The following is a 22716-nucleotide window of genomic DNA, read 5'->3' on the forward strand; positions in this document are numbered from 1 at the left end:
CTCCGGCCTACCCGGCGCGACGACGCCCGAGGCCACCTCTCCGGGGGGGCCTGCGGGCCGTCGTCCGCTGCGCCGTCCCTCAGGCCCGGACGAGCCCGGCGAGGCGCTCGGCGATGATCGCCTCCGCCTCGGCCACGGTGCCGCCGACGATCTCCGCGCAGGTCTGCACCGACTCGATGAGGCCCTGGGTCTGCCCGGCCCACCACAGGCCGTCGTCCATGCGGCCCTCGGCGAGCACGTTCGCGCGGCCCCGAGCGCCCGAGGCCAGCGGCGCGATGTCGTCGAAGGTGGCGTCCTCGCGCGCGGAGATCTCGAGGATCTCCTCGGAGACGGCGTTGCGCGCCACGCGCGCGGTGTTGTGGAAGCGACGGAAGACCAGCACGGTGTCGCGCTCGTCGTTGGCGACGATCTGCTGCTTGACGTTCTCGTGCACCGGCGCCTCTGCGGAGGCCACGAAGCGGGTGCCCATGTTGACGGCGTCGGCGCCGAGCGCGAGCGCCGCCACGAGGCCCTGCGCGGTGGCGATGCCGCCCGAGGCGATCACCGGGATGCTCAGCCGACGCGTCGCGGCCGGGATGAGGATCAGCCCGGGGACGTCGTCCTCGCCGGGGTGCCCCGCGCACTCGAAGCCGTCGATGCTGATCGCGTCGACGCCCTTGCGCTCCGCCGACAGCGCGTGCCGCACGCTGGTGGCCTTGTGGATCACCTTGACGCCCGCGGCCTTGAAGTCGGGCAGGTGGTCGGCCGGGCTGGAGCCGGCCGTCTCCACCACCGTGATGCCGGCCTCGACGATCGCCGCGCGGTACTCCGCGTACGGCACCGGGTTCAGCGTCGGCAGGATCGTGAGGTTCACCCCGAACGGCTTGTCGGTGAGGTCGCGCGTGCGCCCGATCTCGCGGACGAGATCCTCCGGGGTCGGCTGGGTGAGCGCGGTCAGGAAGCCGAGGCCACCGGCGTTCGCGACCGCCGAGATCAGCGGCGCGGTGCCCAGGCCCGTCATGCCGCCGCAGACGATGGGGTGCTCGACGCCGAAGGTCTCGGTGAAGCGGGTGCGGATCATGGGAGTCCCTCCTGCGGCCGCGGCCGCGGCGTCGGCGAGGGCGGCGCCCTCGGAGGGCACGCTAGCGGCTCGGTACCGTCGCGAGTACCGGAGATCTCTATGTGGTACTCCCGCGCCGACGCCGCCACGACGGGCGCCCAGTGCCGGCGGGTCGATGTCGATCACGGTCGCTCTGCTCGCATGGCATCACGACCATCGCTCTGCCGTGTGATCACCGATGCCGTCTCCCAGGCCTGCCGCCGCGCCTCGGCCGATCAGGCCTGTGCCGAACCTCCCGCTCACGCTGGCCCTGCCGAAGACGGCGCTCGCGGCGGCGCAGCCTGACCACCCCTGGATAGTCACGACACGCGGGAGGCAGGCAGGACCTCGGGCGGCCGGTCAGGTAGATCACGACAGCGAAGGCCAGCACCACCACCCCCAGCACGAGGATCACCGTGGCGATCCTCCACGCGGGCCGCCCCGGAGCGGACTGGGACGCCAGGACGGCGGAGAGGAACAGGAGTGAGCAGGCGAGGACCCGCGGCATGAGCCACGCGTTGTGGGCCTGCGCCCGCGCTCTGCTCACCCAGGGGAGCGCGACGCTGGGGTCGGCACGGCCCTGCCAGAGGCGGACGACGGCGAACCAGGCCAACGACAGGAGGACCGGTCCGAGGACGAAGGGGACGAGGACGTCCGTCACGCTCGCTCCTCGAGGACGTCGTCCGTGATGGCGGACGTCGAGGGCAGCACGCCGCGGATCCTAGGGCCACTCTCCTGCCCGGAGAAGCAGCAAGGCCCCGCGACCAGTGGTCCGGGGCCTCGTCTGTGGCAGGTGCAGGATTCGAACCTGCGAAGCTTTCGCGACGGATTTACAGTCCGCTCCCATTGGCCGCTCGGGCAACCTGCCGGGCGTCAGACCGGGGCCTCGTTTGGCCTCGGCGCGACGAGGCGAAACAATAGCGCAGCCCGTCCGCACGTCCCGAATCAGCGCTAGGAGCCCTCACCGTGGCCGACTCGTCCTTCGACATCGTCAGCAAGTACGACCGCCAGGAGGTGGACAACGCGCTCGGCCAGACCGCTCGCGAGATCGCCACCCGCTTCGACTTCAAGGGCACCGGCGCCACCATCGAGTGGAAGGGCGACGCCGCCATCGAGATCACCGCCTCGGCCGACGACCGCGCCAGCGCCGTCCTCGACGTCTTCAAGGGCAAGCTGATCAAGCGCGACGTCAGCCTCAAGGTGCTCGAGCCCTCCGAGCCGCGTCCCTCGGGCCAGGTCTCGAAGATCGACGTCGCGCTCAAGGAGGGCATCACCTCGGAGAACGCCAAGAAGATCGCCAAGCTGATCCGCGACGAGGGCCCCAAGGCCGTCAAGGCGCAGATCCAGGGCGACGAGCTGCGCGTCTCCTCCAAGAGCCGCGACGACCTCCAGCAGGTCATCGCGCTGGTCAAGGGCCAGGACTACGACTTCGCGGTGCAGTTCCAGAACTACCGCTGACGCCGTCCTCGCACGACACGACCTTTCGGTGGGCGTTCGAACCTTCGGACGCCCACCGTGCGTTTCGGCGGCCAACCGCTGAAGCTTCAGCGGTTGGCCGCCGAATCTTTCAACCCCCCGCCCTCACCACCCGCCCAGCACCCCCAGCCCGAGGCGGACGCTGCGGTGGGCCAGGGCCCGGTCGAGGGTGGTCTCGCCGGCGGCGAGGCGGCGGAAGCCCTCCCAGCCCGGACGGGTGTGGCCGATGAGGCGGTGGAAGGCGCCGGGGCGGCGCTCGAAGGCGCGCAGGCAGCGGGCGCCGGCGGCCATCTCGGACAGCAGCTCCTCGGAGAGCGCGGCGCGGTAGGCGGCGTCGAGGGCCGCGGCGTCGTCGGGGCGGGTCGAGGCGAGGTGGGCGGCGGCGACCTCGCCGGCCAGGCGTCCGGAGCGCAGGGCGAAGGAGATGCCCTCGCGGGTCCACGGCTCCAGCAGGCCGGCTGCGTCGCCGACGGCGAGCACCCGGCCGGCCGAGAGCGGGGAGTCGGGGGTGCGGCAGCGGGTCAGGTGACCCGAGTCGTGCAGCACGCGCTGGTCCTCCAGGCCGCGCTGGGCGAGGTAGGAGCGCAGGTAGGCGCGGGTCTCCTCGGGGCGTCCACGGCGGGCGATGACGCCGACCGTCAGGCTGTCGGCCTTGGGGAAGACCCAGGCGTAGGAGCCGGGGATCGGGCCCCAGTCGAGGTGGATCGACTCCTGGTCGAACCCGGAGCCGGCGGCGTCGACCTCCAGCTCCAGGCCGAGGTCGACCTGCGCGAGGCGCACCCCGACGGCCTTCGACGCCCGGCCCGAGGTGCCGTCGGCGGCCACCACGACGCCGGCCGCGAGGTCGCCGGCGGCCGTGCGCACGACGACGTCCTGCCCCGGCTCCCCCGGCTCGGTGGCCGGCTCCACCGCGCGCACCGCCAGCGGCGCGCGCAGCTCGGCGCCGGCCGCGACGGCGGCGTCGAGCAGCCACGCGTCGAGCTCGGGGCGGGCCACGCAGCGGATCACCCGCTCCCCCGCGTCGCGCTCGACGGGCCGCTCGCCGCGCAGGGTGAACGCCGCGCGCCGCACGGTGGTGCGCACCGGCGGCGTGCCGGGACGACGGTCGAGCTCGGCGAGGCTGGGGCCGATCAGCCCGCCGCCGCAGGTCTTGTAGCGCGGGTGCTCGACGCGGTCGAGCACGAGCACGCGCAGCCCCCGGGAGGCCGCGGCCCAGGCGGCCGAGGACCCGGCCGGGCCGGCCCCCACCACGACGACGTCGAACCGCTCCACGCGCGGAACGGTAGCCGCCGACGCTGCGAGCGGTGGGGGCCGCCCGGTCTGATCGGGTCGGACCGGGTCAGACCAGAGCGGACCCCGCCGCCGGCACCGTCGTCGCACCCGGCTCGGGGCGCAGCCACACGGTGGCGTCGACGTCGAGGCCCAGCGAGCGGGCGTGCGTGCGGGTCATGACGACGAGCGTCTCGCCCGCGGCGGTCTCGACGGTGACCCGCACCTCGAAGCCCACCCGCAGCACGCGCGTCACCCGGCCCTGGACGGCGTCCGGCGTCGGCGAGGCCGCCAGCGCGACGTCGTGCGGGCGCAGCAGCACGTCGCCGAGCCGGGTGATCTCGCCGAGGAAGCCCATGACGAAGTCGTTGGCCGGCTCGTCGTAGAGCGTGTCGGGCGAGCCGACCTGCTCGACGCGACCCTCGTTGATCACCACGATCTCGTCGGCGACCTCGAGGGCCTCCTCCTGGTCGTGGGTGACGAACACGGTGGTCACGTGCACCTCGTCGTGCAGGCGTCGCAGCCAGTCGCGCAGCTCCTTGCGCACCTTGGCGTCCAGCGCGCCGAACGGCTCGTCGAGGAGCAGGACGGTGGGCTCGACGGCGAGCGCGCGGGCCAGGGCCATGCGCTGACGCTGGCCGCCGGAGAGCTGGGCGGGCAGGCGGTGCGCGAACTGCGAGAGGTGCACCAGCTTCAGCAGCTCGTCGACCTTCTCGGCGATCTCGGCCTTGGGGCGCTTGCGGATCTCCAGGCCGAAGGCGACGTTCTTGGCCACCGTCATGTGCTTGAAGACCGCGTAGTGCTGGAAGACGAAGCCGACGTTGCGCTTCTGCGGCGGCAGGTGCGTGGCCTCGACGCCCTCGATCGTCACGGTGCCGGAGTCGGCGGTGTCGAGCCCGGCGATGATGCGCAGCAGCGTCGACTTGCCTCCGCCCGAGGGGCCGAGCAGCGCGGTGAGCTGCCCCGTCGGGAGGCTGACGTTGACGTCGCTGAGGGCGACGAAGTCGCCGAAGGACTTGTTGAGCCCCTTGACCTCGATGCTCATGACTTCTCCTTGCTGGGTCGGAGCACGGCGACGACCACCAGGCACGCCACGCCGACGAGGATGAGCAGGAACGCGATCGCGTACGCGGTGTCCTGGTTGAAGTTCTGGTACTCGGCCTCGACGGCCAGGGTCGCGGTCTGGCTCTGCCCCGCGACGTTGCTGGAGACGACCTTCACGGCGCCGAACTCGCCGACCGCCCGGCCCAGGCTGAGCACGACGCCGTAGGCCACGGCCCACTTGATGCTCGGCAGCGTGATCCGCCAGAAGGTCTGCCGGGCGTTGGCGCCGAGACTGCGCGCGGCCTGCTCCTGGTCGTCGCCGATCTCGGTGAGCACCGGGACGACCTCGCGCACCACCAGGGGCAGCGCCACGAAGCAGGTGGCCATGATCATGCCGGGCACGGTGAAGATGATCTTCACGCCGAGGTCGCCCAGGAACGGCCCGACGACGCCGTCGCGGCTGTTGTAGGCCAGCACGAGCGCAAGGCCGACGACGACCGGCGACACCGACAGCGGCAGGTCGATGAGCGCCGAGAGCGCCCGCTTGCCGGGGAACTCGTAGCGCACCAGCAGCACCGAGATCGTCACGCCGAAGACCAGGTTGATCACCGTGGCCCAGAAGGCGATGACGCCGCTGAGCTGCAGGGCGTGCACGGTCTCGGGGTCCGAGAGCGCGTCGGTCAGGTTGGGCAGGCCGTTGGCGAAGGTGCGCTGCACCAGCAGGCCCACCGGCCAGGCGACGAGCAGGAAGACGTAGCCGATCGCGACGACGCGCAGCAGCCACGACGTCGGACGCGAGGTCTGCACGGCCCTAGCCACGACGCGCCACCCGTCGCTGGACGACGTCGAGCAGCACGATCACCACGAGCGCGACGAGGAGCATCACCGAGGCGAGCGCCGCGGCGGAGGCGTTGTTGCCGTTCTCGATGAAGGAGAGCACCCGCACCGAGACCACCTCGGTGGCGAACGGCTTGTTGCCGCTGAGCAGCACCAGCGAGCCGTACTCGGAGATCGCGCGGGCGAAGGAGAGCGCGGCGCCGGCGGCGATCGCGGGGGCCAGCGCCGGCAGGATGATCCGCCGGAAGATGACGCCCCGGCTGGCGCCGAGCGAGGCGGCGGCCTCCTCGACGTCGGCGTCGAGCTCCTCGAGCACCGGCTGCACCGTGCGCACGACGAACGGCAGGGTCACGAACGCCAGGGCCAGGAACACCGCCGCCTTCGTGAACGCCCAGTGCACCCCCAGCGGGCTGTTCGGGCCGTAGAGGGAGAGCAGCACCAGGCCCGCGACGATCGTCGGCAGGGCGAAGGGGATGTCGATGATGACGTTGAGCAGCGACTTGCCCCAGAAGGAGTCGCGCACGAGCACCCAGGCGATCACCGTGCCGAGCACGATGTTGGCCACGGTGACCAGCGCGGCCTGGCCGACGGTGAGCGTCACCGCGGCCCAGGTCTGGTCGTTGCGCAGGACGTCGAGGTAGCGGCTCAGACCGTTCTCGCCGGCCGTGGCGACGATCGCGGCCAGCGGCAGCAGCACCAGGATGCTGAACCAGGTCATCGCCAGGCCCAGGCCGAGGCCGGCGCCGGGCGTCAGGGTGTTGCGCGGGGTGGTGCGTGGAACGCGCCGGAGCCGGCGTCCCCGATGGGACGCCGGCTCGGCCGGGGCTTCACGCTCGACCCCGGCGAGGCCGGGGCCGGAGGTCACTTCGATCCGTCCTTGCCGGTGGACTGCTGGATCGCGGTGATGATGCCGAGCGGGTTGTCGCCCTCGCCGTCGCCGAAGTACGCGTCGGCGGCCTTGCCCCAGCCGCCGAAGGTGTCGTCGATGGTGTAGAGCGTGGCGGGGGTCGGGAACGGGTCCGCCGGGTCGTTGGCGCCCTTGACCTCGCCGACGTCGACGCCGTCGATCACGGGGCGGAAGCCGGACTGCGCGTAGTCGGCCTGGGCCTCCTTGCCGGTCATGAACTCCAGGAACGCCGTGGCCGCGGCCGGGGCGCCCTTCGTGACGGCGGCCGGGTTCTGGATGAGCAGGGTGTCGTCGGGGACGACGTAGTCGACGTCCGCGCCCTTCTGCTTGGCCAGGATCGCCTCGTTCTCGTAGGAGAGCAGGACGTCGCCGCTGCCGTCGGTGAAGGCGGTGGTGGCCTCGCGGCCCGAGCCGGGCAGGGCGATGGTGTTCTTCAGCAGCTTGGTGACGAAGTCCTTGCCGCCGGCGGCGTCGGTGGCGCCCTTCGAGCCGTGGGCGTAGGCGGCGAGGATGTTCCAGCGCGCCGAGCCCGAGGAGCCGGGGTTGGGGGTGATGACGTCGACGCCGGGCTTGATGACGTCGTCCCAGCCCTTGATGCCCAGCGGGTTGCCCTTGCGGACGACGAGCACGACCACCGAGGAGGTGGCGATGCCCTTCGTGGGGGTGTCCTTCCAGTCCTTCGCCACGAGACCGGCGTCGACCAGGCGCGTGACGTCGGTCTCGAGGGAGTAGTGGACGACGTCGGCGTCGGCGCCGTTGGCGACCTGACGCGACTGGTCGCCCGAGGCGCCGTAGGAGGGCTGGAAGGTGACGTCCTTGCCGGCGTCGGTGGCCTCGAAGTCCTTGAAGACCGGCTCGTTGGCGGCCTCCATCACCGAGAAGGCGTTGAGGGTGAGGGTCGTCCCGGAGGAGGACGACCCGCTGCTCACGCACCCCGTGAGAGCCAGCACCCCGGTCATGAGGGCCGCGGAGAGCGCGGCTGCGCGCCTCACGGTCTTGGTCCTGCTCATCTCGCACCACTTCCTGCCCCGCACCCGGGACCCTGCACACGTCGGACCCCGAGGCCGATCACGGAAGGACAATGAATCTGGAGCAGATTAGTGGAGTTGATGAAGATGATCTGACGCATCCATCTGATGAGAACACCGGACGAGAGGTGCGGCACACGCGTCGTTCCGGATGCCGGTCCGGGTGCGGATCGCAGGTGAGGGCTGCCTACAGTGGAGTCTCCGGACGAGCGCCGTCGCGACCCACTAGAACACGTTTCAGTTCTACCTCCCGCGCAGTAGCATCCGGCAGGGACGACCGGTCCCGCCGTCGCATCCCCGAGCGCCGGCAGCACACACGCAGCGAGGAGTGCCTCAGGTGGCCAAGCAGGTCAAGCAGCTCGACCGGGTGATCATCCGCTTCGCGGGCGACTCCGGTGACGGCATGCAGCTCACCGGCGACCGCTTCACCCAGGAGTCGGCGGTCTTCGGCAACGACCTCGTCACCCTGCCGAACTTCCCCGCCGAGATCCGCGCCCCCCAGGGCACGATCCCCGGCGTCTCGTCCTTCCAGGTGCACTTCGCCGACCACGACATCCTCACCGCCGGCGACGCCCCCGACGTCCTCGTCGCGATGAACCCCGCGGCCCTCAAGGCCAACCTCGGCGACCTGCCCAAGGGCGCCACGATCATCGTCGACACCCACGACTTCACCGCGCGCAACCTGCAGAAGGCCGGCTACGACGCCAACCCGCTCGACGCCCTCGGCGACGCCGGCTCGATCCTCGGCGAGTTCGCCGTGCAGCCCGTCGACCTCACCGGCATGACCGTCGAGGCCGTCAAGGAGTTCGGGCTCTCCCGCAAGGACGCCGCCCGCGCGAAGAACATGTTCGCCCTCGGCCTGCTCTCGTGGATGTACGGCCGCCCGACGGAGTCCACCGAGGCGTTCCTCTCCAAGCGGTTCGCGAAGGTCCCCGACATCCGCGACGCCAACATCACCGCCTTCAAGGCCGGCTGGAACTACGGCGAGACCACCGAGGCCTTCGCCGTCCAGTACGAGATCAAGCCGGCCCCGATGTCGCCGGGCACGTACCGCAACATCACCGGCAACCTCGCGCTCGCCTACGGCCTGGTCGCCGGCGGCGTGCAGTCGGGCCTGCCGGTGTTCCTCGGCTCGTACCCGATCACCCCGGCCTCCGACATCCTCCACGAGCTGAGCAAGCACAAGGCCTTCGGCGTCACGACCTTCCAGGCCGAGGACGAGATCGCCGGCATCGGCTCCGCGCTCGGCGCCGCGTTCGCCGGCCAGCTGGCCGTCACCACCACCTCGGGCCCCGGCGTCGCGCTGAAGTCGGAGACCATCGGCCTGGCCGTCATGACCGAGCTGCCGCTCATCATCGTCAACGTCCAGCGCGGCGGCCCCTCCACCGGCCTGCCCACCAAGACCGAGCAGTCCGACCTGCTGCAGGCGATGTTCGGCCGCAACGGCGAGGCGCCCGTCCCGATCGTGGCGCCGCAGTCGCCCGGCGACTGCTTCGACGCCGCCCTCGAGGCCGCCCGCATCGCCGTCACCTACCGCACGCCGGTCTTCCTGCTCTCCGACGGCTACCTCGCCAACGGCTCGGAGCCCTGGCGCATCCCCTCGCTCGACGAGCTGCCCGTCATCGAGCCCCGCTTCGCCGGCACCCGCGAGGCCGACGAGCCCGCCTTCCGGCCCTACGACCGTGACCCCGCGACGCTCGCGCGTCCGTGGGCCGTCCCGGGCACCGCGGGCCTCGAGCACCGCATCGGCGGCCTGGAGAAGGGCGACGGGCACGGCAACATCTCCTACGACCCCGCCAACCACGACCTCATGGTCCGCACCCGCCAGGCCAAGGTCGACAAGATCGCGGAGTCGCTGCCGCCGCTCGAGGTCGACGACCCGTCGGGTCGCGCGAAGGTGCTGGTGCTCGGCTGGGGCTCCACCTACGGCCCCATCGGCGCCGGCGTGCGCCGCGTCCGCAAGGCCGGCTTCGACGTCGCGCAGGTGCACCTGCGCCACATCAACCCCTTCCCGAACGACCTCGGCGACATCCTCAAGCGCTACGACAAGGTGCTGGTGCCCGAGATGAACCTCGGCCAGCTCTCGCTGCTGCTGCGGGCGAAGTACCTCGTCGACGCCCAGGGCTACAACCAGGTGCGCGGGCTGCCGCTCAAGGCCGCCGACCTCGCCCAGGCCATCGGGGAGCTGGTCTCCCAGGCCGAGGGCGTCCCGGTCGACCTGTCCGCCGCCGCCACGACCGACCAGAAGGAGACCGTGCGATGACCGCCACGGAGCTCGGCATCCCCGGCCTGCGCTCGGGCACCGAGCTGGTGCCCACCCTCGGCGAGGGCGAGAGCCAGACCGCCAAGGAGTTCTCCAGCGACCAGGAGGTGCGCTGGTGCCCCGGCTGCGGCGACTACGCCGTCCTCAAGGCCGTGCAGTCCTTCCTGCCCGACCTCGGCCTGCGTCGCGAGAACATCGTCTTCATCTCCGGCATCGGCTGCTCCAGCCGCTTCCCGTACTACCTCGACACCTTCGGGATGCACTCCATCCACGGCCGCGCCCCGGCGATCGCCACCGGCCTGGCCACCGCGCGCGAGGACCTCTCGGTGTGGGTCGTCACCGGTGACGGCGACGCCCTCTCCATCGGCGGCAACCACCTGATCCACGCGCTGCGCCGCAACGTCAACATGACGATCCTGCTGTTCAACAACCGCATCTACGGCCTCACCAAGGGTCAGTACTCCCCCACGTCCGAGGCCGGCAAGATCACCAAGTCCACGCCGATGGGCTCGGTCGACCATCCCTTCAACCCGGTGTCGCTGGCGCTGGGCGCCGAGGCCAGCTTCGTGGCCCGCACCATCGACTCCGACCGCAAGCACCTCACCTCGGTGCTCGCCGCGGCCGCCGCCCACCGCGGCGCCTCGCTGGTGGAGATCTACCAGAACTGCCCGATCTTCAACGACGGCGCGTTCGACGCCATCAAGGGCGCCGACACCAAGGCCGACGCGATCATCCCGCTGGTGCACGGCGAGCCGATCCGCTTCGGCGCCGAGGGCGCCAGGGGCCTGGTCCGCGACTCCGCCACCGGCGGCGTCAAGGTCGTCGAGGTCGGCAGCGAGCCCGGCCAGGTGGCCGTCGAGGACCTCCTCGTCCACGACGCCCACGCCGAGGACCCCACCACGGCCTTCGCGATCTCGCGGCTCACCGACGCCGGCGTCCTGCACCAGTCGCCGATCGGCGTCTTCCGCCAGGTCGAGCGGCCCACCTACGACGACCAGGCCCGCGCGCAGATCGGCACCGCCACCTCCGCCGCGCCCGGCACCGCCCAGGACCGCCTCGCGGCCCTCATCGGCGGCGGCGACACCTGGACGGTCGTCTGAGCGGCCCCTGCTCCCGCCTGACGGGCGCGGTCCCCCTCGCGGGGGCCGCGCCCGTTCTGCGTCCGTTCTGCGTCGGCACCCCTCCGGGCCTACGCTGCGCGGGTGGCAGAGACTCGACGCGGCGTGCTCCTCGGCGTCGCCGCCTACGTCATGTGGGGCGTCTTCCCGCTCTACTTCCCGCTCCTGGAGCCGGCCGGCCCGATCGAGATCCTCGCCCACCGCATCGTGTGGTCGCTGCTGACGATGTGGGCGCTGGTGGTGCTCACCCACCGGACGCCGTTCGTGCGGGCCGCCGTCGCCGACCGACGTCGCCTGCGACTCCTCGCGCTCGCCGCCGCCGTCATCACCGTCAACTGGGGCACCTACATCTACGGCGTCACCCACGAGCTGGTCGTGCAGACCGCGCTCGGCTACTTCGTGAACCCGCTCGTGACGGTGCTGCTCGGCGTCGTCGTGCTGCGCGAGCGGCTGCGGCCGCTGCAGTGGACGGCGCTGGGCATCGCGGGGGTCGCCGTCGTCGTCCTGACCCTCGACTACGGCGCCGTGCCGTGGCTCTCCCTCGTGCTCGCCTTCTCCTTCGGCACCTACGGCCTGGCGAAGAAGTCCGCCGGCGTCGGGGCCGTGGAGAGCCTCGCGATCGAGACGACGATCCTCGCGCCGCTCGCCCTGGCCTACCTCGCCTGGCTCACCGCCCGCGGCGAGTCCACCCTCACCACCGAGGGCGTCGGACACGCGCTGCTGCTGGCCTCCGCCGGCCTGGTCACCGCCATCCCGCTGATCTGCTTCGGCGCCGCCGCCACCCGGGTCCCGCTGGTCACCCTCGGCCTCCTGCAGTACCTCGCCCCGATCCTGCAGTTCCTCCTCGGCGTCCTCGTCCTCGACGAGGCCATGCCCGCCAGCCGCCTCGCCGGCTTCTCCATCGTCTGGCTCGCCCTCGTGCTGTTCACCGTCGAGGCGGTCCGCCACGCCCGCCAGCTGCGTTTGGCCGTGGTGGCGTCGACGGCGGCGTAGCGCCGGCGCCCCGATTACCCGGCTGACCGGGTAATCGTGCGCTTGGCACGGGATATGTCCCGTGCCAAGCGCACGGTTCGCGTGCCACGTCGTCCCGCGCCGAGCCTTAGAGCGCCCTGCGCAGGTGGACGTCGTCGCGCCCGGGCGTGGGCACGGCGTCCCAGCGGAAGGTCTCGACGTAGCCGAGCCGCTCGTAGAAGGCCGGCGCCTGGAAGGTGAAGGAGGTGACGAAGACGTGGTCGGCGCCTCGACGTCGGGCCTCGTCCTCGAAGGCGGTCAGCAGCTCGCGGCCGACGCCCGTGCCTCGGTGGTCGTCGTGCACCCAGGTCATGGCGATCCCGGCCGCCGTGCCCCAGGTCCACCCCGACGCCCCCGCCACCAGCTCGTCGTCGACGACGACCCGCACCGAGAGCTCCTCGGCCGGGGCGACGTCGGGCGTCGCCGCCGCGTTGTGGCGGTCCAGCTCCTCGCTCAGCCGCTGCTCCAGGGCCGCGTCGGCCCCGCCCACCGAGATGCGTCGCTCCATGCGCGGCACCCTGCCACGTCGCCGCCCACGGCATGTGACGCGGAGTCCCGTGCACTGGCCCCCGGTTATGACCGGTGGGAAGTGCACGGGACTCCGCGTTACAAGCGAGCCGGGCAAGCGAGCCGGGGTCAGGCCGAGCGGACGGCCACCAGGTCGGCGAAGGCCTCGAGGGCCTCGCGGACGGGGCCGACGGGGAGGACGTCGAGGAGCGCCTTGGCCTCGGTGGCACGAGCCAGGACGTAGGCGCGGGCCTCGTCGAGAGCGGGGTGCTTGCGGAGCAGGTCGAGCGCCTCGGCGTGGAGCTGGTCGTCGGCGAGGTCGGCGTCGAGGAGCTCGAGCAGCCGGGCGTCGGCGGGGTCGGTCGACGCCCGGGCCATCAGCACCGGCAGCGTCGGGACGCCCTCGCGCAGGTCGGTGCCGGGGGTCTTGCCGGACTCCTCGGAGTCCGAGGCGATGTCGAGGATGTCGTCGGAGAGCTGGAAGGCCGAGCCGACGATCTCGCCGTAGGCGGCCAGCGCCTCCTCGACCTCGCGAGAGGCGCCGGAGAACCGGGCGCCGTAGCGGGCCGAGGTGGCGATCAGCGAGCCGGTCTTGCCGGCCACGACCTCGAGGTAGTGGGCCAGGGCGTCGTCGTCGGGGCCGGGCTCGACGGTCTCGAGGATCTGACCCTCGACGAGGCGGGTGAAGGTGTCGGCCTGGATGCGCACGGCGTCGGCGCCGAGCTCGGCGGTGAGCGCCGAGGAGCGAGCGAAGAGGAAGTCGCCGGTGAGGATCGCGACGAGGTTGTCGTAGCGGCTGTTCGCGGAGTCGGCGCCGCGACGCAGCGCAGCCTCGTCCATGACGTCGTCGTGGTAGAGCGAGCCGAGGTGGGTGATCTCGACGACGCACGCGGCGGTGAGCACCTCGGGCGCGTCCGGACGCGGCCCGGCCTCGGCGGCCAGCAGCACCAGCAGCGGCCGGAACCGCTTGCCGCCGGCGGCCAGCAGGTGGCTGGCGGCCTCGGTGACGTAGGCCGTGCGGCCCTGCACGTGCCCCGCGAGGAGCTCCTCGACCTCGGCCATGCGCGTGCGCAGCCGCTCGGCGAGCGCGTCGTCGGTGACGGGCAGTGCCAGGGCCGCGGTCTGGGGAGAGCTCACCTGACGAATTGTCCCGCATGGGCCGCGAGATCGAGAACCGGCCCAGGAACGATGCCCAGGACGACCGTGCCGGCCAGGCCCACCGCGATCGTCGCCGAGGTCAGCAGCGAGGGCCGGGTGACGGTGGCGACGTCGCCCTCGGGCTCGCTGAAGAACATCAGGCGGATCTGGCGGACGTAGAAGAACACCGCGACGATGCTCGACCCGATCGCCACGACGACCACCGGCCAGGCGCCCGCGGAGAGCGCGACGGTGAAGACCGCCCACTTGCCCACGAAGCCCGCGGTGAGCGGGATGCCGGCCATGGAGAGCAGGAAGAAGGCGAACGCGCCGGCCACCAGCGGCGAGCGCTTGCCCAGGCCCACCCAGCGGGCGGTGCTGGTGGCCTCGCCGGAGGCGTCGCGCACGAGGCTGACCAGCGCGAAGGCGCCGAGCATCGCGAAGCCGTAGGTGGTGAGGTAGAAGAGGACGGCCTGCAGCGAGGTGATCTGGCCGGGCGCGAGGTCGCCGAAGGACTGCGCGCCGAGCACGCCGGTGAGCAGGAAGCCCGTGTGGGCGATCGAGGAGTAGGCCAGCATCCGCTTGACGTCGGTCTGGACGACGGCGAGCACCGCGCCGACGATCATCGAGGCGATCGCGATGACCCACAGCATCGGCTGCCAGGTCCAGCGGTCGGCGCCGAAGCCGACGTAGAAGAGCCGCAGGATCGCGCCGAACGCGGCGATCTTGGTGCCGGCCGACATGAAGGCGGTGACGGCCGTGGGAGCTCCCTGGTAGACGTCGGGCGTCCACGACTGGAACGGCACCGCACCGACCTTGAAGAGCAGGCCGACGCTGAGCAGGCCGATGCCGAGCAGCAGCAGGATCCGGCTGCCTGAGGAGTTGCGGACCGCCTGGTCGATCGCGGCCAGCTCCATGGAGCCCGCGAAGCCGTAGATCATCGCGACGCCGTAGAGGAAGAACGCCGAGGAGAACGCGCCGAGCAGGAAGTACTTCATCGCCGCCTCCTGGCTGAGCAGGCGACGCCGACGCGCCAGGCCGCACAGCAGGTACAGCGGGAGGCTCAGCACCTCGAGCGCCACGAACATCATCAGCAGGTCGTTGGCGGCCGGGAAGAGCATCATGCCGCCCACGGCGAACATGAGCAGCGGGAAGATCTCGGTGTGCTCCAGGTGCTGGGTGCGACGCTCGGCGTCGGTGCCCGGCAGCGCGGCGGCCTGGCCGGAGAAGGCCGAGACGCCGCCCTCGAGCCGCTTCTCGGCGAACAGCAGCGCGCCGCCGATGGCGAAGATCAGGATCAGGCCCCAGAAGAAGACCGCCGGGCCGTCGACCGCGATCGAGCCCTCCGCGCCGACGAGGCCGCGGGCGCCGCCCTTGCTGACGGGGGCGGTGAGGTCGAGGCGGGTCGCGACGACGATCGTGCCGACGAGCGCGGCCACCAGGCCGGCGAGGGCGAGCACCAGCTGCGGGACGGCGCGGCGCCCGCGCGGGAGGAAGGCCTCCAGCGCGACGCCGAGGCAGGCGACGCCGAGGACGAGGACCACCGGCCACAGGTCGGCGTACTCGATGGTGGGCTTGGCGAACTCCATCAGTGGTCCTCCTCCGCGCTCGGCGCGGCCGGGGTGGTGACGGCGGGCGCGTCGTCGGAGACGCCCACCTGCGACATCAGGTCGGCGACGTAGGGGTTGCTGGCCTCGAAGAGCGGCCGCGGGTAGAAGCCGAGGCCGACCAGCAGGACGACGAGCGGGGCCACGGCGACGATCTCGCGGACGCCGAGGTCGAGGGTGCGTGCGGAGCCGGCGCTCTCGGCGTCCTCGGGCGGCGGGCCGGTCATCATCCGCTGGTAGGCCCACAGCACGTAGATGGCCGCGAGCACGATGCCGGAGACCGCCACCGAGCCGACCCACCAGTGCTGGTCGAAGGCGGCGATGATCACGAGCATCTCGGAGACGAACGGCGAGAGACCGGGCAGGCTCAGCGTCGCCAGGCCCGCGATGAGCAGGACGCCGGCGAGCACCGGGGTGGCCTTCTCCATGCCGCCCATCTCGCTGATCAGCGTGGTGCCGCGGCGGCGGATCAGGTAGCCCGCGACGAGGAACAGCGCCGCGGTGCCGATGCCGTGGTTGACCATGTAGAGGATCGAGCCAGAGCCGCCCTGGCTGGAGAAGGCGAAGATCCCCAGCGTGATGAAGCCGAAGTGGCTCAGCGAGGTCAGGCCGATCAAGCGCAGGACGTCGTCCTGGCCGATGGCGATGAGCGCGCCGTAGACGATCGAGATCAGCGCGAGCGTGACGACCACCGGCGTGGCCCACTGCGAGGCCTCGGGGAAGAGCCCCAGGCAGAAGCGCAGCATGCCGAAGGTGCCGATCTTGTCGAGCACGCAGACCAGCAGGACGCTGGTGCCGGGCGTGGCCCGCTGGGTGGTGTCGGCCAGCCAGGTGTGCACCGGGAAGAGCGGCGCCTTCACCGCGAAGGCGGTGAAGAAGGCGACGAACAGCCACCGCTCGGCGTCCTGGCCCATGTCGATCTTGGCGAGGTCGGAGATGAGGTAGCTCGGGCTGCCGGCCTGCGAGGAGACGACGTAGAGGCCGATGACGCCACCGAGCAGCACCAGACCGCCGCCGAGCTGGTACATGAGGAACTTCAGCGCCGCGAAGCCGCGGTCGCCGCGGCCGTAGGCGCCGATGAGGAAGTAGGCCGGGATGAGCGTGGCCTCGAAGACGACGTAGAAGAGGAACACGTCGGTGGCCAGGAACACCGCGAGCGCGAGGCCCTCGAGCGCGAGCGCCCAGGCGACGAAGCCGGCGGTGCGGATGCCGGAGGCGCCCGGCTCCTCCTCGACGTCGTGCCACGACGAGAGCAGCACGATCGGCACGAGCACGACGGTGAGCAGCACCATCAGCAGGCCCAGGCCGTCGACGCCGAGGGCGTAGTGGACGCCGATGGCCTCGATCCAGGTGTGGGTCTCGGTGAGCTGCATCCCGGCGTCGGTCTGGTACTGGACGGCGACCGCGACGCCGAGCAGCAGCGTCAGCAGGGAGACGCCCAGGCCGAGCTGGCGGGCGAGGACGTCGGGCCGCGGCACAGAGAGACGGGGCACGAGCGCGGTGAGCACGGCCCCGACGAGCGGGACGGCGATCAGCAGGGTCAGCCAGGGCATGCTCATGCGAAGTTCACCACCAGGAGGGCGACGAGGACGACGATCGTGCCGCCGAGGACGGACGCTGCGTAGGACCGGACGTAGCCGTTCTGCACCCGGCGCAGGAGCAGGCCGAGGCCGCCGACGAGGACGGGCCCGCCGGTGAGGACGCCGTCGACGGCGCGGGTGTCGGTGGCGACCAGGCCGCGCACGAGGCGGCGGCCCGGCTCGACGACGAGGCCCTCGTTGATGGCGTCGCCGTAGAGGTCGGCACGGGCCGCGCGGGTGACGAAGGAGACCTCGGTGGGCGCGACGTCGGGGATCGGACGCTGGCCGACCAGGCGCCAGGCCAGGGCGACGCCGGCGGCGACGACGAGCACCGCGATGCCGGTGACGGCCAGGGCCGGGATCGGCGGGTGGTGCTCCTCGGCGGTGCCGACGACCGGCGCCAGCCAGTCGACGATCCAGTCGCCGGCCAGCAGGACGCCGCCGAGCACCGAGAGCGCGGCGAGGACGACCAGCGGGCCGGTCATCACCTTCGGCGACTCGTGCGGGTGGACGCCCTCGCGGTGGCGGTCCTCGTCGCCGAGGAAGGTCATCAGCATGAGGCGGGTCATGTAGAAGCCGGTGACGCCGGCGCCCAGCAGGGCGCACAGGCCGACGACCCAGTTCTCGGCCAGGGCGGTCTCGATGATCTTGTCCTTGGACCAGAAGCCCGAGAAGCCGGGGAAGCCGATGATCGCGAGGTAGCCCATCGCGAAGGTCAGGAAGGTGACCGGCATGGCCTTGCGCAGGCCGCCGTAGTGGCGCATGTCGACGTCGTCGTCCATGCCGTGCATCACCGAGCCGGCGCCGAGGAACATGTTGGCCTTGAAGAAGCCGTGGGTGATGAGGTGGAAGATCGCGAAGGCGTAGCCCGCGACGCCGAGGCCGGCACCGAGCATCATGTAGCCGATCTGGCTCATCGTGGAGCCGGCGAGGGCCTTCTTGATGTCGTCCTTGGCGCAGCCGATGACCGCACCCCACAGGAGCGTGACGGTGGCGACGACCACCACGACGGTCTGGGCGTCGGGGGCGCGCTCGAAGAGGAAGTTCGAGCGGCACACGAGGTAGACGCCGGCGGTGACCATGGTGGCGGCGTGGATGAGCGCCGAGACCGGGGTGGGGCCCTCCATGGCGTCGAGGAGCCAGGCCTGCAGCGGCACCTGCGCCGACTTGCCGCACGCGCCGAGCAGCAGCAGGACGCCCAGGGTGGTGAGCGTGCCCTCGCTGGCGCCGGAGGCCAGCTGGCTGACGACGGTGAAGCTGGTGGAGCCGAACGTGACGAACATCAGCGCGATCGAGAGGCTCAGGCCGATGTCGCCGACGCGGTTGATGACGAAGGCCTTCTTGGCCGCCGCGGCCGCGGACGGCTTGTGCTGCCAGAAGCCGATGAGCAGGTAGGACGCCAGGCCGACGCCCTCCCAGCCGAGGAAGACCACCAGGTAGTTCTCCGCGAGCACCAGCGTGAGCATGGCCGCGACGAAGAGGTTGAGGTAGGCGAAGAACCGGCGACGACGGGGGTCGTGGCTCATGTAGCCGATGGAGTAGACGTGGATCAGCGAGCCGACGCCGGTGATCAGCAGCAGGAACAGCGCCGAGAGCGGGTCGTAGAGCAGGTCGAGCCCGACGTCGAGGCGGCCCACGGAGATCCACTGCCACAGGTGCTGGGTGACCTGGCGCTCGGACTCCTCGCGGCCCAGGGCGGTGAGGAAGAGCACGAGGCTGAGCACGAACGAGCCGACGGCCGTGGCGGTGCCGAGCAGGTGGCCCCAGCGGTCGGTGCGGCGGCCGCCGAGCAGCAGGATCGCGGCACCGGCCAGCGGGAGTCCGATGACGAGCCAGAGCAGCGAGAAGACGCCGTCGGCCGTGGCGGGGTCGACCACCGGGATCGCGGTGGCCTCGGAGAGGGAGATCATGGGTTCAGCCGTCCGATCAGAGCTTCAGCAGGCTGGCGTCGTCGACCGAGGCCGAGCGCCGGGTCCGGAAGATGGTCATGAGGATCGCGAGTCCGACCACGACCTCGGCCGCGGCCACCACCATCACGAAGAAGGCGGCGACCTGGCCCTCGAGGTTGCCGTGCTGGCGGGCGAAGGCGACGAGAGCGAGGTTGCTGGCGTTGAGCATCAGCTCGACGCACATGAACACCACGATGGCGTTGCGGCGCACGAGGACGCCCACCGAGCCGATGGTGAACAGGATCGCGGAGAGCGCGATGTAGGCGGTGGTCTGGTCGCTCACGCGTCCGTGCCCTCCTTCTGCTCGGCGTCCTCGGACGCCTCGGCGGTGGTGTCCTCGCCGAGCCCGGCGCGGATCTCCTCGATGTCGTCGGCCAGCTCCGGCGCGGAGCGCACGGTGCCGCGGGCGGCCAGCACCCGCGAGACCGACAGCTCCGAGGGCGTGCCGTCGGGCAGCAGGGCCGGGGTGTCGACGGCGTTGTGCCGCGCGAAGGTGCCCGGGGGTGGCAGCGGGCCGAGATGGGTGCCCTTCTCGGCGAAGTCGCGGACGCGCTGCGCGGCGAGCTCGGCCTGCCCCTTCTTCGGCTCGGTGCGCTCGCGGTGGGCGAGCACCATCGCACCGACGGCGGCGGTGATGATCAGCGCGCTGGTGACCTCGAAGGCCACGACGTAGCGGGAGAAGATCACGTTGGCGAGCGCCTGGATGTTGCCGCCGCGGTTGGCCTCGCCGAGGCCGGTGGCCGGGCCCAGGCTCAGCTGCGCGGCGCCGACGACGAGCACGGCTCCGAGGCCGATGCCGCCGACGGTGGCGAGGAGCCGCTGGCCGCGGATGGTCTCGACGACGGAGTCGGAGGAGTCGACGCCGACGAGCATCAGCACGAAGAGGAACAGCATCAGGATCGCGCCGGTGTAGACGATGATCTGCACCGCGAAGAGGAACGGCGCGTCGGCGGCGAGGTAGAGCACCGACAGGCTGAGCATGACGACGGCCAGCAGCAGCGCCGCGTGCACCGCCTTGGGGACGATGAGGATGCCGAGGGCGGCGATCACCATCACCGGCGCGAGGATCCAGAAGGCGATCATGCGGGGCCTCCTGCGGCACCGGCCCGACGCAGGGTCTCGTCGGGGGCGGCGGCGTAGGCGCCGCGGTAGTAGTCGCCCTCGTCGGAGCCCAGCCGCATCGGGTGCGGCGGCTGCTCCATGCCCGGCAGGAGCGGGGCGAGCAGGTCGGACTTCTCGTAGATGAGGTCGGCGCGGTTGTCGTCGGCCAGCTCGTACTCGTTGGTCATCGTGAGCGCGCGCGTGGGGCACGCCTCGATGCACAGCCCGCACAGGATGCAGCGCAGGTAGTTGATCTGGTAGACGCGGCCGTAGCGCTCGCCGGGGCTGAAGCGCTCCTCGTCGGTGTTCGAGGCGCCCTCGACGTAGATGGCGTCCGCGGGGCAGGCCCACGCGCACAGCTCGCAGCCGACGCACTTCTCCAGGCCGTCGGGCCAGCGGTTGAGCTGGTGGCGCCCGTGGAACCGCGGCGCGGTGGGCAGCTTCTCGAAGGGGTACTGCTCGGTGACGACCTTCTTGAACATCGTCCGGAAGGTGACGCCGAACCCGGCGACGGGGTCCCAGAACTGCTCCTTGAGGGAGGATCCCTCGCGCTGCTGGGGGACGTCTGCCATCACTGCTCCTCGCGGTCGGTGGCGGACCCGGTGGCGCGGGTCGACCCGAGTGGGGACGGGAAGGTGAGGGTGGCCGCGGCACCGCGGACGGCACCGCCGACGGGCATCGGCGGCACGGGGAAGCCACCGGCCGGACGCGGGGCCGGGTGCGTGGCGGCCTCGGCGGCCTCCGCGGACTCCTCGTCGGAGGCGTCGCGGTCGCCGACGAGGAGCAGAACGACGAGCAGCGCGAGCACGACGCCGACGCCGATGATCACCGAGCGGTTCTCGAACCAGCCCTCGAGCCGGGCCACCCGCAGGGCGGCGACGGCGAAGATCCAGGCCAGCGAGATCGGGATGAGCCGCTTCCAGCCGAAGGCCATGAACTGGTCGTAGCGCAGACGGGGCAGCGAGCCGCGCAGCCAGATGAAGAAGAAGATGAAGAACAGGACCTTGCCGAGGAACCACAGCACCGGCCAGTAGCCCTGGTTGGCGCCCTCCCAGACCCGGTCGATCCAGAACGGGGCGCGCCAGCCGCCGAGGAACAGCGTCGTGGCGAGCGCGGAGACGGTGGCCATGTTGACGTACTCGGCGAGGAAGAACAGCGCGAACTTGATCGAGCTGTACTCGGTGTGGAATCCGCCGACGAGCTCGCCCTCGGCCTCGGGGAGGTCGAAGGGCGCGCGGTTGGTCTCGCCGACCATCGCGATCACGTAGATGACGAAGCTCGGGATGAGGATCAGGCCGAACCAGAGGTCCTTCTGGGCGTCGACGATCGCGGAGGTCGACATGGAGCCGGCGTAGATGAACACCGCCACCAGCGCCAGGCCCATCGCGACCTCGTAGGAGATCATCTGGGCGCTGGAGCGCAGGCCGCCGAGCAGGGAGTAGGTGGAGCCCGACGACCAGCCGCCGAGCACGATGCCGTAGATGCCGATCGAGGCGATCGCCATCACGAACAGCACCGCCACCGGCATGTCGGTGAGCTGCAGGCGGGTGTAGGTGTCGGTGAAGGGGATGCGCACCTCGGGCCCGAACGGGATGACCGAGAAGGTCACGAACGCCGGCACCACCGAGAGGATCGGCGCGGTGACGAAGACGACGCGGTCGGCCGCCGTCGGGATGATGTCCTCCTTCATCATCAGCTTCACGCCGTCGGCCAGCGACTGCAGCAGGCCGAAGGGGCCGTGCACGTTCGGGCCGATGCGGTGCTGCATGCGCGCGACGACGCGGCGCTCCCACCAGATGTTGAACAGGGTGAGCAGCACGAGGACCAGGAAGATCAGCACCGCCTTGAGCAGGATCACCCACCAGGGGTCGCTGCCGAAGTCGGAGAGGTCGTCGGCGGCGCGGATCGCCCCGCCCTGGACGACGCTGGTGGCCAGGCCGGGCAGGATCACTGCTCGACTCCCTTCACGGTGACCCGGCTGCCGGGCGAGGCGAGATCGGACCACACGCCGCGGCCGACGGAGTTCGTGGGCACCCAGACGACGCCGTCGGGCAGGTCCTCGGCGACGGCCGGGAGGGTGATCGAGCCGCGGTCGCCGGTGACCTCGACGACCTCGCCGAGGGCGGCCAGCACCGTGGGCGAGACCCGGACGACGGCCGGACGCGCGGTGGCGGCCAGGTGCTTGTCGCCGTCCTGCAGCGAGCCGTCGTCGAGCATGAGCCGCCAGGTGGCCAGGGCCAGGCCGTCGGCGGCCGGCGGCGGCGCGGCGGGCGTGGCCTCGAGCGCCGGACGGGCGCCGTCCCAGGGGCCGAGCTCGCTCATCTCGCGGCGGACCTCGGCGACGGTGCGGAAGCCCAGGCCCGGGCCGTGGCCGAGCGCGGCGAGCTCCTCGCCGATGCCGGCCAGGACCCGCAGGTCGGGCAGCGACGCCGGGTTGGCGAGCACCTGCTCGAAGGGACGCGGACGGCCCTCCCAGGTGACGAAGATGCCGGCCTTGTCGGTGACCGGCGCGACCGGCAGGACGACGTCGGCCAGGCGCGTGACGTCGGTGGCGCGCAGCTCGAGGGAGACCACGAACCCGGCCGCCTCGATCGCGGCCAGGGTGGCGGCGGGGTCGGCGGTGTCGCGCGGGTCGACGCCGCCGATGAGCAGGCCGCCGAGCTCGCCGGCGCGCAGGGCGGCGACGATCGCGTCCGCGTCGCGGCCGGGCGCCTCGGGCAGGTGGTCGACGCCCCACGAGGTGGCGACGTCGACGCGGGCGGCGGCGTCGGCGACCGGGCGGCCGCCGGGCAGCAGCGTCGGCA

At 71.8% G+C, this 22716-nt stretch carries 20 protein-coding genes and 1 tRNA gene; 4 read left to right on the top strand and 17 right to left on the bottom strand.

Annotation, left to right across the window (positions count from 1 at the left end):
* Positions 1 to 79: 79 nt before the first annotated feature.
* Both ACZDWJ_RS09765 and ACZDWJ_RS09770 read right to left on the bottom strand, forming a co-directional pair.
* Positions 80 to 1060 carry an NAD(P)H-dependent flavin oxidoreductase gene (locus ACZDWJ_RS09765; protein ID WP_463520759.1) on the bottom strand — a complete coding sequence of 327 codons (981 nt, stop codon included), beginning with the start codon at positions 1058 to 1060 and terminating at the stop codon, positions 80 to 82.
* Positions 1061 to 1865: 805 nt separating this feature from the next.
* Positions 1866 to 1946: transfer RNA gene (locus ACZDWJ_RS09770), tRNA-Tyr, on the bottom strand.
* Between the two features lie 98 nt (positions 1947 to 2044).
* On the opposite strand from ACZDWJ_RS09770, the gene ACZDWJ_RS09775 reads away from it, so the two are divergent.
* Positions 2045 to 2536 (top strand): YajQ family cyclic di-GMP-binding protein, encoded by a 492-nt coding sequence (locus tag ACZDWJ_RS09775; protein WP_463520760.1) that lies wholly within the window; start codon positions 2045 to 2047, stop codon positions 2534 to 2536.
* A gap of 123 nt (positions 2537 to 2659) precedes the next feature.
* On the opposite strand, the gene ACZDWJ_RS09780 is transcribed toward ACZDWJ_RS09775, so the two are convergent.
* From ACZDWJ_RS09780 to ACZDWJ_RS09800, 5 genes are all read right to left on the bottom strand, one after another.
* Positions 2660 to 3826: a geranylgeranyl reductase family protein gene (locus tag ACZDWJ_RS09780; RefSeq protein ID WP_463520761.1), complete on the bottom strand. Its 1167-nt coding sequence runs from the start codon at positions 3824 to 3826 to the stop codon at positions 2660 to 2662.
* Between the two features lie 67 nt (positions 3827 to 3893).
* Positions 3894 to 4868, bottom strand: coding sequence for a sulfate/molybdate ABC transporter ATP-binding protein (locus ACZDWJ_RS09785; RefSeq protein WP_463520762.1), 975 nt, complete (start codon positions 4866 to 4868; stop codon positions 3894 to 3896).
* Complete coding sequence (locus ACZDWJ_RS09790) at positions 4865 to 5674, bottom strand: sulfate ABC transporter permease (protein ID WP_463520763.1); 810 nt, start codon at positions 5672 to 5674, stop codon at positions 4865 to 4867. The genes ACZDWJ_RS09785 and ACZDWJ_RS09790 overlap by 4 nt, the downstream gene beginning before the upstream one ends.
* A gap of 4 nt (positions 5675 to 5678) precedes the next feature.
* Positions 5679 to 6569, bottom strand: a complete 891-nt coding sequence (cysT, locus tag ACZDWJ_RS09795) for a sulfate ABC transporter permease subunit CysT (RefSeq protein WP_463520764.1) — start codon at positions 6567 to 6569, stop codon at positions 5679 to 5681.
* Complete coding sequence (locus ACZDWJ_RS09800; protein ID WP_463520765.1) at positions 6566 to 7603, bottom strand: sulfate ABC transporter substrate-binding protein; 1038 nt, start codon at positions 7601 to 7603, stop codon at positions 6566 to 6568. Before ACZDWJ_RS09800 ends, cysT begins: the two co-directional genes overlap by 4 nt.
* A gap of 439 nt (positions 7604 to 8042) precedes the next feature.
* On the opposite strand from ACZDWJ_RS09800, the gene ACZDWJ_RS09805 reads away from it, so the two are divergent.
* The 3 genes from ACZDWJ_RS09805 (at position 8043) to rarD (ending at position 12013) form a co-directional block, all read left to right on the top strand.
* The gene (locus ACZDWJ_RS09805; protein WP_463520776.1) at positions 8043 to 9902 is read left to right on the top strand and encodes a 2-oxoacid:acceptor oxidoreductase subunit alpha; all 1860 of its coding nucleotides are present in this window, start codon (positions 8043 to 8045) and stop codon (positions 9900 to 9902) included.
* Positions 9899 to 11002, top strand: a complete 1104-nt coding sequence (locus tag ACZDWJ_RS09810; RefSeq protein WP_463520766.1) for a 2-oxoacid:ferredoxin oxidoreductase subunit beta — start codon at positions 9899 to 9901, stop codon at positions 11000 to 11002. Before ACZDWJ_RS09805 ends, ACZDWJ_RS09810 begins: the two co-directional genes overlap by 4 nt.
* 102 nt (positions 11003 to 11104) lie before the next feature.
* Entirely contained in the window at positions 11105 to 12013 is a 909-nt protein-coding gene (rarD, locus tag ACZDWJ_RS09815) for an EamA family transporter RarD (RefSeq protein WP_463520767.1), read from the top strand.
* Between the two features lie 106 nt (positions 12014 to 12119).
* Here rarD and ACZDWJ_RS09820 read toward each other — a convergent pair whose 3' ends face one another.
* The 10 genes from ACZDWJ_RS09820 to ACZDWJ_RS09865 form a co-directional block, all read right to left on the bottom strand.
* The gene (locus ACZDWJ_RS09820; protein ID WP_463520768.1) at positions 12120 to 12539 is read right to left on the bottom strand and encodes a GNAT family N-acetyltransferase; all 420 of its coding nucleotides are present in this window, start codon (positions 12537 to 12539) and stop codon (positions 12120 to 12122) included.
* A gap of 128 nt (positions 12540 to 12667) precedes the next feature.
* Positions 12668 to 13600, bottom strand: coding sequence for a polyprenyl synthetase family protein (locus ACZDWJ_RS09825; RefSeq protein ID WP_463520777.1), 933 nt, complete (start codon positions 13598 to 13600; stop codon positions 12668 to 12670).
* Between the two features lie 71 nt (positions 13601 to 13671).
* A complete protein-coding gene (nuoN, locus tag ACZDWJ_RS09830; RefSeq protein ID WP_463520769.1) occupies positions 13672 to 15264 on the bottom strand; it encodes an NADH-quinone oxidoreductase subunit NuoN in 1593 nt (530 codons plus the stop codon).
* Entirely contained in the window at positions 15264 to 16841 is a 1578-nt protein-coding gene (locus ACZDWJ_RS09835; protein ID WP_463520770.1) for an NADH-quinone oxidoreductase subunit M, read from the bottom strand. Before ACZDWJ_RS09835 ends, nuoN begins: the two co-directional genes overlap by 1 nt.
* On the bottom strand, positions 16838 to 18772 hold the full coding sequence (gene nuoL, locus ACZDWJ_RS09840) for an NADH-quinone oxidoreductase subunit L (RefSeq protein ID WP_463520771.1): 1935 nt from the start codon (positions 18770 to 18772) through the stop codon (positions 16838 to 16840). Before nuoL ends, ACZDWJ_RS09835 begins: the two co-directional genes overlap by 4 nt.
* Before the next feature lie 16 nt (positions 18773 to 18788).
* Positions 18789 to 19094, bottom strand: a complete 306-nt coding sequence (nuoK, locus tag ACZDWJ_RS09845) for an NADH-quinone oxidoreductase subunit NuoK (RefSeq protein ID WP_463520772.1) — start codon at positions 19092 to 19094, stop codon at positions 18789 to 18791.
* Positions 19091 to 19894 (bottom strand): NADH-quinone oxidoreductase subunit J, encoded by an 804-nt coding sequence (locus tag ACZDWJ_RS09850; RefSeq protein ID WP_463520773.1) that lies wholly within the window; start codon positions 19892 to 19894, stop codon positions 19091 to 19093. Before ACZDWJ_RS09850 ends, nuoK begins: the two co-directional genes overlap by 4 nt.
* Complete coding sequence (nuoI, locus tag ACZDWJ_RS09855) at positions 19891 to 20484, bottom strand: NADH-quinone oxidoreductase subunit NuoI (protein WP_463520774.1); 594 nt, start codon at positions 20482 to 20484, stop codon at positions 19891 to 19893. The genes ACZDWJ_RS09850 and nuoI overlap by 4 nt, the downstream gene beginning before the upstream one ends.
* Entirely contained in the window at positions 20484 to 21818 is a 1335-nt protein-coding gene (gene nuoH / locus ACZDWJ_RS09860; RefSeq protein WP_463520778.1) for an NADH-quinone oxidoreductase subunit NuoH, read from the bottom strand. Before nuoH ends, nuoI begins: the two co-directional genes overlap by 1 nt.
* Before the next feature lie 41 nt (positions 21819 to 21859).
* A partial coding sequence (locus tag ACZDWJ_RS09865; RefSeq protein WP_463520775.1) for a molybdopterin-dependent oxidoreductase occupies positions 21860 to 22716 on the bottom strand: 857 nt, incomplete at its 5' end.

Source organism: Nocardioides sp. B129/18 (assembly GCF_055282735.1).